Raw genomic sequence first — 12,492 nt, 5'->3', positions numbered from 1 at the left:
TTCGTGGGAGGTCTGGATGAGCCTCTCGATCCAATTTATTCGGAAAGGAAACAGATCTCTGTCCGGGTTGCTCGCTTCTCGATGCTCTCGCGGACGGATTTGGAGGCTCCCGCGAAGTAATGCGTCTCCGCGAGACATCCAATCCCGCATTGAGGAAATCACCCGCAAAGACCACCACGTCGTTCTCGGTGACGCCAATGGAGCCGACAGCCCGAGATAGGAAAAGCTGCGGCTATCGAATCCTATGCAGCCGCCGGCATCAGCGTGTTGTCGGCGTTGTGGACGTGATCAACCACGACGATACGTCGGACATGTGCCGCATCGCGTCGGCCCGAAGGCTCCACGATCGCCGCCTTCAACTTGTTTCGCCTGCTCTCAGGACATGGCAACAGTCATGTTGCGGCGCAGCAAATGGTCGCTAATTTCCTCCAAAGTGGTCGCTAATTGGTCGCTAATCTTAAAAACATCGTTCATTTTTGAACGATGTAAACATTACAACATATTGATATTATTGGTGCGGACGGTGGGACTCGAACCCACACGACGTTGCCATCTCAGGATTTTAAGTCCTGTGTGTCTACCGGTTCCACCACGTCCGCGAATTTGCCGGGCGCCTCGGCTGGGCCTTTATGCGCTGGCGTGCCCGAGACCTCAAGGCCGCGTCGCTCCGCTTCCCCTCGTGCCCGCCACCCCGGCCTCGCGGGCCGAGCCATAAAGGATTGCGGCGCGCAGCAACAGATAGAGCGTCACCGCATTGAGGGTGTGCCACATGAAATGCGTGCCCCGGAGATGGCCACCGAGGCTCGTCAGCTCACACAGCTCTAGATCCAGCGTCCGGAAGGTCATGGACGCCAGGAAAACGACGGCGGCGACACTCAGAAGCCGCCATGCCGGATGACGAAGGACAGCGAGCAGGAGCGCCGAGGCCGCGAGCGCGATGAAGGCTGGAGCGTAGGCCGCGGTTCCGTTGAGACAGCGCGCGCCTGCCCGCGCCGTGACCGGCAACAGCGCGCCATAGTGGCAATCGAGCGTGCCCGCATACCTGATCGCCGCGTAGAAGCCGGCAAGTCCGGCGAGCACCAGAACCCAGGGGAACCCAAGGAAGCGGCGCATGAGGAACGCGAAATAGGCGAGCATGAAGACCGCGATCGGGATCATGTCGGCCAGGGACGCCCATCGGGTTGCATAGGTGTGGAAGAGAAAGCTGCCGATGCCGATTACGAAGGTCAGCGCCACGAGCAGCGCGGGCCCCACGCCGCGCCGGTCTCTGGGCGCCGCCAGATACTCACGTGCCGCGACGAGGGCCGCGATGAGGAAAGCCGCGTTGCTCACGGCATTCAGCGGCTCCGCCCAGAAGGAGGGGTCCTGCCCACGCTCGCAGTAGATGAAAATCTTTTCGTAGAGGTTCATGGGGCGGAAGGTTGCCTCGAAGCGCTCAGTGCCGGATCAGGGTGTTGGAGCCATCTCTGCGCCAGCGAGCGGATGCCTATCGGGCATCGTTCTCGGCGCGGCGGTCGGGCGACGGCTCGGGCCCTGCGGGGGCGGCGCCGGCCGCCGCTTTCTGCATCAGGGTTCTCAGCTCGGCGGGATCGTCGAGATCGATGGTGTGGGGATACTCTGGGTCCTTGCCGCGGACATCCGGCATGACATCGCCTTCGGCAGTGTAGAAGATCGTCCGGGGAACGTATGTCCCGTCAGGGGAGAAGGCGCCGTTGGCGTCCGGGTCCTTGTCGACGTCGACGAGGATCATCACGAAACTGCGGGAGGCTGCGACGACGCCTGCGTCGTGCCAGACCTTGCGGTAGCGTTTGCACGAGGTGCACCAGGAGGCGTGGAAGAGCATGACGACCGGCTTGCCGGTGCGGCTCGATTCACGGATGCCCGGCCCCACCTCCTTCCAGTCGATCTCAGCGCCGTTCCACAGCTCGGCCATGGCGGGCTGGCGGGCGGACGCGTGGGGCAGCGCAATGGCCGTTGCGAGCACAAGGGCAAGCGCGAGCGCAAAGCCAGCGGTGGGCCATGCGGACGCCAGCCGGCGGCCGGGACTGCGGACTGGTTTCGACATCGTGCTCGCTCCTTTTTGGTGCCGGATCTTTTCCCGCTTCTTTGCGGGCTGCGCAAGACGGATCGTTCGAATTTGAACCCGCCCCTTGACGCCGGATTAACCAGGAAAGTCCCGAATGTCTTAAACAACGGCCGCTACACTTCGGGCCAGAATTCGCGTTTTTGGCAGGAGTGTCCGCTCAGTGGACTCCGCAAACTTCGTCAAATACTTGCGGCGTCGCCCAACCTTGCGCGAGCCGCGGTCCGATCGTCCGTTGCGCACGCTCGCGGGCATGAGCATGCTCACGGTGTTCTTTACCGCCGTTCTGGTGATCGGGGTGGTGCTCTGGTCTGCCGCGCGCAGCGATCAGGTGACCCGGGACCGCCAATTCCAGACCGTCTCGGACGCCATCACGCTCGGCCTGCAGAAAATCCCGTTCGATCAGGAAAGCGTGGCGTACTGGGACGACGCCGTCCTCAATGTGCGCAAGGCGTTCGACGTCAAATGGGTGGACGTCAATCTCGGCGTGTGGATGTACGACTACTTCAAGCATGACCGCGTCTACATTCTCAACGCGCAGGATCGCGTGCTCTACGCCATGGCGGATGGCAAGCAGGTCGCCCTCACCACCGACCGGCCCAACAACCTCGTCGGCGCTCTCGCCACGGAAGTGCGGGGCAAGATCGAGGCCGGCTCTTCCGAGAAGCGCGAGGGCGGCAAGGTCAACATTCCCCGCACCGAGGATCTCGGCTTCATCGAAGGGCGCCCCGCGGCCGTCAGCGTGATGCCGCTCATGCCCCATTCGAAAGAGGTCTCGCAAGAACGCGGCAGCGAGAGCCTGATCGTGAGCGTGCGCTTTCTCGACCGCAGCTTCCTGTCCGACATGGCTGACGCCTACCTGCTGGAAGGCGTCCGGTTTTCGCGCACCAACGACTTGAGCGACGAGGAGCAGGCCTATCCGCTGAAGAGCAAATCAGGGGCCGTAATCGGCAACGTGGTGTGGATGCCGAAGCTGCCCGGCGCCAGGATCCTGTCGGAAGTGCTCCCCGTGCTCGCCGCGGGCCTGTTCGTGATCGGGATTGCGGTGTCCCTGCTCGTCCGCAGCCTCAGACGGACTTACACGGAACTCATGACAAGCGAGGCGCAGGCCCGCCACTTGGCGTCTCACGATACGCTAACCGGCCTTCCAAACCGGGCGTTCTTCAATGACCGGCTGGAAGAGGCGCTTATCGAAGTGAAGGGAGGCCGTGAGCAGATCGCGCTCATGTTCCTCGATCTGGACCGGTTCAAGCAAGTCAACGACACGCTCGGTCACGCAGCCGGAGACGCGCTGATCCGCGAGCTGGCCGCTCATCTCAGCGCGACCCTGAGACCGGGAGACGCGCTCGCGCGCATGGGCGGCGACGAGTTCGCCATCGTCATGCGCAACATCCAGGACCGAAGGGAAATCGATGCGCTTTGCATGGACATCGTCGCCGCGGTCTCGAAGCCGTTCGAAGTACTCGGCGGCCAGGCGACGGTGGGCATCAGCATCGGTGTCGCGATCGCACCGGATGTGGGCGTGGACCGCAGCGAGCTCGCGCGCAAAGCGGACATCGCGCTGTATCAAGCCAAGAAGAACGGCCGGCGGCGCTATCAGTTCTTCACCGAGGAAATGGGAGAAAGCGCGCAGAAGCGCCGGACACTCGAAGCCGAGCTGCGCCGGGCTATCGAGAACGAAAACGAGCTCGAGGTCGTGTATCAGCCGCTCTACTCGGCCGAACGTCTCGGTATCTCGGGCGTGGAAGCCCTCGTGCGGTGGCATCACCCCCGCCTCGGTTCCGTCTCCCCTGTCGTGTTCGTGGCACTCGCCGAGGAATGCGGCCTGATCGACAAGCTCGGCGACTGGGTTCTGCGTCAGGCCTGCAAAGCCGCGAGCGCCTGGAGCGTGGAAACGGTGGCCGTGAACATCTCTTCGGTGCAGCTACGCCAACCGGATTTCGCCGAGCGCGTGCTTCACATTCTGTCCGAGACCGGAATGGCGCCGAGCCGGCTCGAGATCGAGATCACCGAGAGCACGCTGCTCGACGGATCGGAAAGTTCGGCGCGCGCGCTCAAGATCCTGCGGGCCGCCGGCATCAGGGTGGCGCTCGACGACTTCGGCACGGGTAATTCCTCGCTGAGCTACCTGATGAAGCTCGAGGTCGACAGGGTCAAGATCGACCGGTCCTTCGTGCGTCACCTGGGCGAATCCTCGCAATCCTATTCGATCGTGCAGGCGATCGTGACGATGGCCCATGCCGTGGGCGTGCCGGTGACAGCCGAAGGCGTCGAGACGCGCGATCAGCAGGAGTTTCTGACGCGCATCGGCTGCAACCATCTGCAGGGCTATCTGCTCTCGCCACCGCTTTCCGCTCTGCGTCTCGTGGAGATTTTCGGCGGCCGGAAAGGCCGCACGGGCGGAGAGACCAGCGCGGCCGTGGCGTAGATCACGCGCTCTTGCCGTCTCCCGCGAGCCGGTAATCCATCAGCCTATTTCGGGCAATCGATCGCGACCGTCGATCTCGTCGAGGCGATGAAGCGGCGGCAGTCGGATTTTTTCGCCTCCGCGGGGGGAGGCGGGCTCGATGCGGCTATCTTGTCCGGCGTCTCGTTTGGCGGAGGCTGCGACGAGCCGGTCAACACGGCCAAGCGCTGGCGAGCCTCGTCCTGCGCGGAGCGCGCATCGAGCGATTTCGAGGGAAGCTCCAGGGCACGCCTGAAGCTCGCGACGGCAGCATCCTTTTCGCCTTGCTGCTCCTTGATGCGCCCCTTCAGGGTGTGGGCCGCGGGAAAGTTGTCCTTGAGGGACAGAGCCTGCTCGACATCGGCGGAGGCAGCGGCAATCGCGTTGTCGCGGAACGCCACGAGGGCGCGCGCGTAGTAGGCGCCGGCCTCCTTGGGCAGCCCCGAGACGGCTTTCTCGGCTTCCGCGCGCGCCGGGCCTTGCTCGCCCAGATCCGAAAGAACGAGCGCGCGCAGCATCTCGACCTTGCGATCGCCCGGATCGAGAGCGCCGGCCCGCTGGAGCTCGGAAAACGCGGCTTGAAACTCGCCGCGGCGACGGAACAGGCGTGCGCGGTTGATGTAGGCTTCGGCCACCTCGCCCTTGCGGCGCAGATACTCGTCAAGGTCGGCGAGAGATCGCTCGCGATCGCCCCGCTCATGCTGAGCTACGGCACGGCTGTAGTAGGTGTCGGCATAATCGGGCTTGCTGGCGATCGACTTGTCGAAGTCCGCCAGCGCTCGGTCATAGTCGCCTGCGTTGAAGTACGACCAGCCGCGATTGTAGTGGCCTATATAGACCTGCTCGCGCGGAAGGCGTCCGCTGTTCATGACCCGCGTGCAAGCGTCCGCGCTGGTCTTGCGGTCGGAGGCCGTGCAATCGGCGAGGTCCTGCGTCATGCCGGCGAGGCTTGGCGATGCGAGCGCGCCGAAGACCAGCATCATACCCGCCGCGCCCGTCAGACGCTGAAGATGAAACGATCGCAGCATGGTCTTCTCCCTTTCACGAGGGATCGAGCCGAGCCCGCCACCCCCGGGTTGAGACATCTCCGGTCGAAGCGGCGACTGTGACGGCGGCGAATAGGGATTGCTGTTCCCATCGGAACATCGCGCACGATTTCAGGCCCAGCCACACTTGGCGCGGCTCACGCGCAGGACCACATGCATGTGCGAGACACGAGCGGCGCCACCGCGGTGTGCGATCGCTCATGCTTCGCCTCTTGACGGCGACGGCGTTCTCCTCCACATATGTTAATGTGATAAACATTCACATGAGGTCCGAGTGCAATGCACGACATGGTTCTGAAGCTCGACGACCTGGGCCGGCCGGCGTGGCTCGCGCTCATGGTCCTGAGTTTTATTGTCTTTTGGCCGCTGGGACTTGCGGTCCTGGCTTTCCTACTCTGGAGTGGACGCATGGGACGAGGATGGGGTTGCAGAGCTTGGGACCGTGACCGCTGGCAGCAGCGCTTTGCGGAGAAGTGGGACAGGCGCGGCGATGGGTTCCGCGGAGGCTTCTCTCCGTCGGGCAACCGCGCTTTTGACGAATACCGGGAGCAGACCCTGAAGCGCCTGGAGGACGAGCAGCGCGAGTTCCGCGACTTTCTCGAGCGGCTTCGCCTCGCCAAGGATCGCTCGGAGTTCGATCAGTTCATGGCCGAGCGGAAGACCCGTCCTACGCCTCCCCCGGGGGCGGGCGGCGAGGCTCCTTCGCCTCAGGTCTGACCGCAGCGCAGATCGAGCGCGGCTGCACGCGCTCCACGCACACCGAAAGGCCGGCTCCCTCGGGGCCGGCCTTTTCCATATCGGACCCAATGCGGGACCTGGCACACGGCTTAACCGGAGATAAAGCAACAAGTCATTCGAAACACAGCAAATATCGTATCGAGTGTAACGCTTTATCATCATGCTGGGACTAAGTATTGAACCTCGACCGGCGTGCTGCCAGTCTGGAGATTGTTCGATGCTTGAGCGCCGCGGGATCGCTGGCTGCATCGCTGCGTGTGTGGGGACCTCGTTTGTCGCGCTGGCCGCGACCATCGGCGGTTTCCCCCCAATCATTTCCTCCCCCGCCACGGCAACGGCCGGCCTTTGGACGTTGAGCGTCGCACTTGCCGCGAGCGCTCTCTGCCTTCTCGTCTTTTGGTCTTGGCCTCGCGGCCAGAAGATCAGCCCGTTTGCCTCGCGACGTCCGATGAGGCTGGTGGCGGACGAGGACGAGAACCGCCCTTCCGCCGAAGAGCTTGCCGACATCGGCGATATGGTCCGCATGCTGGGCGATGCCGTGCTGCTCGCGCGTGACCTGCCGAGCCTCGAACGTCTCGATACGGTGGATGTCTGGGCGCTGGTTTCGGAGACTGTCGCTCAACACAAGGACAGCCGCCTGACGCTTCAAGCCGCAAAAGGCTGCGGCCCTGCCTTCGCGCTCGCCGATGCGAGGGCGTTGCAGCGTGCCATCGACATTCTCGTCACACAGGCCCTGATGAGCGGATCACGCACGACGGTGAGGCTGGATCACGGCACGACAGCGCTCGTGGTCGTGGTCGACGATAACGGCCCGGGTATTCCGCGCGCCTGCCGCGAGAGCGTGTTCGAAGCGCGCTACTATATCGAGACGCCGCCATCGCAGAGAGCCAGCCGCTCTGCGGAGCTTGTCGCTGCGCGCCAGATGGTACGCGCGCAAGGCGGCGACATCACCATATCGGCCTCTCCAGACGGGGGCGCGCGCTTCACGCTGAAGCTCCCGCTCACCCAGGCCAACGAGACTGCGCTCAAGGCCGCGTCCTAACCGCCGCGCTCAGCGGAATGCCTTGTCCAGATTGATCGCGCGGTCGAGACCTTTCACGGTGTCGAGCCCTTTGACGCCCGCAAGGTTGGCGCTATCGAAATCCGCGCCCGTCACGTCGGCACCCGAGAGATTGGCGCCCGAAAAATCCACCTTCGAGAGATCCGCCTCCACCAGCAGAGCGCCCGTCAGGTCCGCGCCGACGAGGCTCGAGAACATCAGCACCGAGCGCGTCAGGTTAGCGTGCCGCAAGGTGGCGCCGGAGAAATCACAGGACTTGAGGACATTGCGTGCGAGTGTGACGAGGGTGCCCTGGCCGGGGCGATCCTCGAGCGGGCTCAGGTCGGCATAGGTGAGATCCGCGCCGCGAAAATCCGCGCCCGATAGATCGGCCTGCACGCGGACGCCGGAGAGGTTTGCGCCCGCGAAACGCGGCGCGTCCGCCGGGCTGTTCTGCATGTCGGAATAGACAGTGGGGCGGAAGATGGTGGAGCCGCGCAGATTGGCGCCCGACATGTCGGCGCGAATGAGAACCGCGCGATCGAGCCTTGCGTAGGACATGTCCGCGCCCTTGAGATCGGACCCTGTGAAATCCACTCCATAGAGATCGGAGCGCGAGAGCCGCGCCTGCTTGAAGTCGAGGCCGGAGAGATCGAGGTAGGTGAGGTCGCGGCCGGCGTAGTCGACGCGCTCTCCCGGCTTGGCCTTGAAAAGCTGCTGGGTGATCTCACGCGCCGTAAAGTCCGCATCGGGCGACACGTTCTCGTCAGCCGCCGACGCGGCCGTGGCAAGCGCCAAGGCGAACACCAAACCCTGCGAGTAACGGACAACAGCCGCCATGATCCCGAGTTCTCCGCCGCAACCCGCCAGCCGCGGCACGTCATTGGTAAATGATTCCCAACGCTGACCCAGACCGCAAGTCTCCTTTGGGTTACGGCGGCGTGCCAAGCGCGGATCAGGCGCCGCCGCGGCGCTCCAAATCAAAAAAAGCGGCAGAACGATAAAACTCTAACGATCGCGCAAGCTTCCGATTAATTCCTGCACGGCACGATCTGCCGCGTGGCAACGTGTCTTGCCGAATATCTGGCTGCCGGCCTCTCAACAGACGCGATCCATTGGAGAACGGATGATCAACTTACCCATAGGGAGCTCAGCGGCAGCGTCCACGCTGCGCAATGGTCTTCCGTCTCAGCGTCCGGCTCCGCCCGCGCAGGCCGATCTCGATCTTACGGCACGCAATCCCGAGATCGCCGGGCGCAATCCGGAAGAAGCAGGCGGCACGGGCATCGCCAGTCTGGTGCAGCTCAATCTCAGCTTCGAGGCCGCATTGCAGCAAGCCCAGCAGATCAAGTCGCTGCTCTCACTCCAGCCCCTCAGCATTGCCAACGAAGAGCCGAACGACATCCTGACCCTGGTGGCGGGATAGTTTCGCGGCCCGCCGGCTTATGCCTTGCCGACACCACCGCCGGTCGGCGTATCGATGACGATAGCGTCGCCGGCGTCGAGGTCGACGGCTGCGGCGCCGGACAGTTCCTCCACGCGCCCGTCGCGGCGGCGGAGAGTGTTGCGTCCGGCCTCCCCCGGCTCGCCATCGGCCAGGCCGAACGGGCGCACTCTGCGGAAGCCGGAGAGGATCGCCAGGCGCATGGGCTCGAGGAAGCGGATCACCCGGCGCGTGCCGTCGCCGCTTTTCCAGCGCCCCTTGCCGCCCGAGCCACGGCGGATGGAAAAACGTTCGAGCAGCACCGGATAGCGGCTCTCCAGGACCTCGGGATCGGTGAGGCGGGTGTTTGTCATATGGACATGCACACCGGCCGTGCCGTCGAAGCCGTGGCCGTCGCGGTCGAAGCCGGCGGGAGAGCCCGAGCAGATGGTCTCGTAGTACTGCACCTTGTCGTTGCCGAAAGTCAGGTTGTTCATGGTGCCCTGGGCCGATCCGAGCACGCCCAACGCCGCGAACAGCGCATTGGTGATCACCTGGCTTGTCTCGACGTTGCCCGCCACCACGGCAGCGGGATAACGCGGCTTCAGCATGGAGCCGTCCGGAACGACGATCTCGATGGGTCTCAGGCATCCGGCATTGAGCGGGATCGGCTCGTCGAGCAGCACGCGAAACACATAGAGCACGGCTGCGCGCGCGACCGGCTCCGGCGCGTTGACGTTGGTGGGCTGCTGAGGAGAGGTGCCTGTGAAATCGACCTTCGCGGCTCGGCGCTCGCGATCGATGGTGACCGTGACCTCGATCGCCCAACCACCATCCGTCTCCACGCGAAAATGGCCATCGCTCAGGCGCCCGATGAGACGGCGGACGGCCTCCTCGGCGTTGGCCTGCACGTGGCGCATGTAGCTCGCCACCACATCGGCGCCGAACTCTGCGACGAGGCGGACGAGTTCTGCGCGGCCGCGCGCATTGGCCGCCACCTGCGCCTTGAGATCGGCGATGTTCTGAGCGGGATTGCGGGCGGGATAGCGCGCGCCGGTGAGCAGGCTCAACGTCTCCTGCTCCAGGAAGCGATCGTCGCGCACCAACGGCACGCAGTCTATGTAGACCCCCTCCTCCTCGATCGTGGTGGCGTTGGGGCTCATGGAGCCGGGGGCCGTGCCGCCGATATCCGCGTGATGGCCCCGGCTTGCGACATAGAACGCGGGCGTGGACGCGCCTTCTATGAACACCGGCGTTACGACCGTTATGTCCGGCAGATGCGTGCCGCCGGCATAGGGCGCGTTCAGCATGTACACGTCGCCGGGGGCTAGCCGTCCGCCCTTTTCGCGGATCACGGTCTCGACAGCGCTTTCCATGCTGCCGAGGTGGACCGGCACATGGGGCGCGTTGGCAACGAGCTGCCCCCAGCGGTCGAAGATGGCGCATGAGAAATCCAGCCGCTCCTTGATGTTCACCGATTGCGCGGTGGCGCGGAGCGCCTCTCCCATCTCCTCCGCAACACCCATGAACAGGTTGCCGAACACCTCAAGCAGGACCGGATCGGCTTCGAGCCCCACGTGCTCGCGCTTGCGCGCCGCGGCGCGGGTGAGAACGAGATCGCGCCGGGGCGTCATCTCGGCCACCCATCCGTTCTCGACGACGACGGTCTGGTTCGGCTCGATAATGATGGCAGGACCGGTGACGCGCTGGCCGTCGCTCAGGCCTTCCCGGCGCCAAACGCCGGCTTCGTGCCATGCCCCCCGCGAGAAGTAGCGCGTGCGCGAAACAGCCGTTGCCGGTTCTTTCGGCGCTGTTTGCAGGCTGGCTTCATCCCGATCGGATCCGCCTTCCGCCTCCACCTCGACGAAGCCGATCTCGATGCGTTTCTCGGGTGAGATGAAGCCGAAGCGTTGCGCGTGGGCAGCCTCGAATGCGCGCCGCAGATCGTCCAGCGGCGTTACGCCCGATGGAGCCCGTGCGTCCAGACGAACGGGCAGCGCGACCTCGGTCGCTTCATAGCGCAGGTGGAGCAACGTGATTGCTTGAAGGCTCGCGGGCGCGGCGCCTTCGGCCGCGAGCTCGGCGGCGGCGTCTTGCAACATCGCATCCGACAACGCTGAAGCCGCGGCGAGACCGTTCTCATCGAGCGGGACCTCGAGCGAGCGCTCTCGGCTCGCGCGTACCGAGGAGAGGCCGATGCCGTAGGCCGACAGCAGGCCAGAAAGCGGATGGATGAGAACCTGGCGCATGCCAAGCGTATCGGCCATCAGACACGCATGCTGTCCAGCGGCCGATCCGAAGCCATTCAGCACGTAGCCCGTCACGTCGTAGCCGCGCTCGACCGAGATTTTCTTCACGGCCTTGGCCATGTTCTCGACGGCAATGCGAATTAACCCATCGGCCACCTGTTCCGGCGTGCGGCCGTCGCCGATCTGCTCGGCAAGCGCCTCGAAGGCAGCGCGCACGGCATGCGTGTCGATGGGCTCCCTGCCGCTTTCGCCGAATACGGACGGCATGAAGGCGGGGTCGAGCTTGCCCAGCATCACGTTGGCATCGGTGACGGTGAGAGGGCCGCCGCGCCGGTAGCACATGGGGCCTGGATGAGAACCCGCGCTCTCGGGGCCAACCTGGAGGCGCCCGCCGTCGAACCGGAGGATCGAGCCGCCGCCCGCGGCCACGGTGTGGATGCGCAGCATCGGCACGCGGAGGCGCACGCCCGCAACCTCCGTTTCGAACGTGCGCTCGTAGCTGCCCGCGAAGTGAGAGACGTCGGTCGAGGTTCCGCCCATGTCGAAGCCGATGACGCGGTGGAAGCCCGCGGCTTGTGCGGTCTTGGCCATTCCGACAACGCCCCCCGCCGGGCCGGAGAGGATGGCGTCGCGGCCGTGAAAGTGAGCGCGCGCCTTGAGGCCGCCGGACGAGGCCATGAAGAACATGCGCGCTTCCAGGTCTCCCGTGAAGGCCGCGGCCACGCCGTCCGCATACCGGCGCAGAACGGGCGAGAGATAGGCATCGGCTACAGTCGTGTCGCCGCGTGGCACGATCTTGATGAGGGGAGCCACCTCATGGCTTACCGAAATCTGCGTGAAGCCCGCATTTCGCGCGCACTCTGCCGCGAGCCGCTCGTGCTCGGGGTAGGCGTAAGCGTGCATGAACACGATGGCGACGCTCGCAAAGCCGTCGCGGCGTGCCGAGGCGAGAGCGGCGGAGAGGGCTGCCGCATCGAGCGGCTTCTCGACGGTGCCGTCCGCGCGCACACGCTCGTCCGCGCCGATCACCCGGCTGTACAGGTTCTCCGGCTTGACGATGCGCCGCGCGAAAATGTCGGGGCGGGCCTGGGTGCCTATTTCGAGCTGGTCTTCAAGCCCCTCGGTGATGACCAGCACGGTGGGCTCGCCCTTGCGCTCGAGCAGCGCATTGGTGGCAACGGTGGTGCCAATCCGGACGGATGCGATGCGGCCGGCGGGAATAGCCTCGCCCGGTGTAAGTCCGAGAAAGCGGCGGATGCCGGCGATGGCGGCATCGTTGTAGAGGCCAGGAGCTTCCGACAGCAGCTTCAGCGCCGAAAGACGGCCTTCGGGCGTTATCGCGACGATATCGGTGAAGGTGCCGCCGCGGTCGACCCAGAACTGCCACGCCGCGCGCTCGTGTCCCATAGATCCAATCGCCGCAAAGCCTTGTGATCCTGCGTGGCTATCGGCGGGCGCCCGTTCCGTC

Annotated in this window: 9 protein-coding genes and 1 tRNA gene; 4 read left to right on the top strand and 6 right to left on the bottom strand. The window is 64.8% G+C overall.

Going from position 1 to position 12,492, the window contains the following annotated elements; all coding sequences use genetic code 11:
• Positions 1-512: 512 nt before the first annotated feature.
• The 3 genes from F812_RS0105405 to F812_RS0105395 form a co-directional block, all read right to left on the bottom strand.
• Positions 513-599: transfer RNA gene (locus F812_RS0105405), tRNA-Leu, on the bottom strand.
• Positions 600-651: 52 nt separating this feature from the next.
• The gene (locus F812_RS22680) at positions 652-1,410 is read right to left on the bottom strand and encodes a ceramidase domain-containing protein (RefSeq protein ID WP_020084939.1); all 759 of its coding nucleotides are present in this window, start codon (positions 1,408-1,410) and stop codon (positions 652-654) included.
• Positions 1,411-1,486: 76 nt separating this feature from the next.
• A complete protein-coding gene (locus F812_RS0105395; RefSeq protein WP_020084938.1) occupies positions 1,487-2,065 on the bottom strand; it encodes a thioredoxin family protein in 579 nt (192 codons plus the stop codon).
• Positions 2,066-2,336: 271 nt separating this feature from the next.
• Between F812_RS0105395 and F812_RS22675 the strand changes: the two genes are divergently transcribed.
• Complete coding sequence (locus tag F812_RS22675) at positions 2,337-4,511, top strand: bifunctional diguanylate cyclase/phosphodiesterase (RefSeq protein ID WP_156827272.1); 2,175 nt, start codon at positions 2,337-2,339, stop codon at positions 4,509-4,511.
• A 44-nt stretch (positions 4,512-4,555) separates the two neighbouring features.
• Here F812_RS22675 and F812_RS0105385 read toward each other — a convergent pair whose 3' ends face one another.
• A complete protein-coding gene (locus F812_RS0105385) occupies positions 4,556-5,557 on the bottom strand; it encodes a tetratricopeptide repeat protein (RefSeq protein WP_026867865.1) in 1,002 nt (333 codons plus the stop codon).
• Between the two features lie 297 nt (positions 5,558-5,854).
• On the opposite strand from F812_RS0105385, the gene F812_RS0105380 reads away from it, so the two are divergent.
• Together F812_RS0105380 and F812_RS0105375 are read left to right on the top strand one after the other, a co-directional pair.
• Positions 5,855-6,292, top strand: a complete 438-nt coding sequence (locus F812_RS0105380; protein WP_020084936.1) for a DUF2852 domain-containing protein — start codon at positions 5,855-5,857, stop codon at positions 6,290-6,292.
• Positions 6,293-6,761: 469 nt separating this feature from the next.
• On the top strand, positions 6,762-7,355 hold the full coding sequence (locus F812_RS0105375; protein WP_198011143.1) for a sensor histidine kinase: 594 nt from the start codon (positions 6,762-6,764) through the stop codon (positions 7,353-7,355).
• A 9-nt stretch (positions 7,356-7,364) separates the two neighbouring features.
• Here the strand turns inward: F812_RS0105375 and F812_RS0105370 are convergent, their stop codons facing one another.
• Positions 7,365-8,192 (bottom strand): pentapeptide repeat-containing protein, encoded by an 828-nt coding sequence (locus F812_RS0105370; protein ID WP_020084935.1) that lies wholly within the window; start codon positions 8,190-8,192, stop codon positions 7,365-7,367.
• A 286-nt stretch (positions 8,193-8,478) separates the two neighbouring features.
• Between F812_RS0105370 and F812_RS0105365 the strand changes: the two genes are divergently transcribed.
• On the top strand, positions 8,479-8,778 hold the full coding sequence (locus F812_RS0105365) for a hypothetical protein (RefSeq protein WP_020084934.1): 300 nt from the start codon (positions 8,479-8,481) through the stop codon (positions 8,776-8,778).
• A 17-nt stretch (positions 8,779-8,795) separates the two neighbouring features.
• Here F812_RS0105365 and F812_RS0105360 read toward each other — a convergent pair whose 3' ends face one another.
• Positions 8,796-12,431, bottom strand: a complete 3,636-nt coding sequence (locus F812_RS0105360) for a hydantoinase B/oxoprolinase family protein (RefSeq protein ID WP_020084933.1) — start codon at positions 12,429-12,431, stop codon at positions 8,796-8,798.
• Positions 12,432-12,492 lie beyond the last annotated feature (61 nt).

Source organism: Hyphomicrobium zavarzinii ATCC 27496, assembly GCF_000383415.1.
Lineage (GTDB): Bacteria > Pseudomonadota > Alphaproteobacteria > Rhizobiales > Hyphomicrobiaceae > Hyphomicrobium_C > Hyphomicrobium_C zavarzinii.
Note: the sequence above shows the minus strand (reverse complement) of the source record. Positions and strands in the feature narration are given on the sequence as shown.

What these genes read in the sequence shown, in the direction of transcription:
- F812_RS22680 (WP_020084939.1), bottom strand. Translation starts at nt 1,410, where the DNA reads ATGAACCTCTACGAAAAGATTTTCATCTACTGCGAGCGTGGGCAGGAC.
- F812_RS0105395 (WP_020084938.1), bottom strand. Translation starts at nt 2,065, where the DNA reads ATGTCGAAACCAGTCCGCAGTCCCGGCCGCCGGCTGGCGTCCGCATGG.
- F812_RS22675 (WP_156827272.1), top strand. Translation starts at nt 2,337, where the DNA reads ATGAGCATGCTCACGGTGTTCTTTACCGCCGTTCTGGTGATCGGGGTG.
- F812_RS0105385 (WP_026867865.1), bottom strand. Translation starts at nt 5,557, where the DNA reads ATGCTGCGATCGTTTCATCTTCAGCGTCTGACGGGCGCGGCGGGTATG.
- F812_RS0105380 (WP_020084936.1), top strand. Translation starts at nt 5,855, where the DNA reads ATGCACGACATGGTTCTGAAGCTCGACGACCTGGGCCGGCCGGCGTGG.
- F812_RS0105375 (WP_198011143.1), top strand. Translation starts at nt 6,762, where the DNA reads ATGAGGCTGGTGGCGGACGAGGACGAGAACCGCCCTTCCGCCGAAGAG.
- F812_RS0105370 (WP_020084935.1), bottom strand. Translation starts at nt 8,192, where the DNA reads ATGGCGGCTGTTGTCCGTTACTCGCAGGGTTTGGTGTTCGCCTTGGCG.
- F812_RS0105365 (WP_020084934.1), top strand. Translation starts at nt 8,479, where the DNA reads ATGATCAACTTACCCATAGGGAGCTCAGCGGCAGCGTCCACGCTGCGC.
- F812_RS0105360 (WP_020084933.1), bottom strand. Translation starts at nt 12,431, where the DNA reads ATGGGACACGAGCGCGCGGCGTGGCAGTTCTGGGTCGACCGCGGCGGC.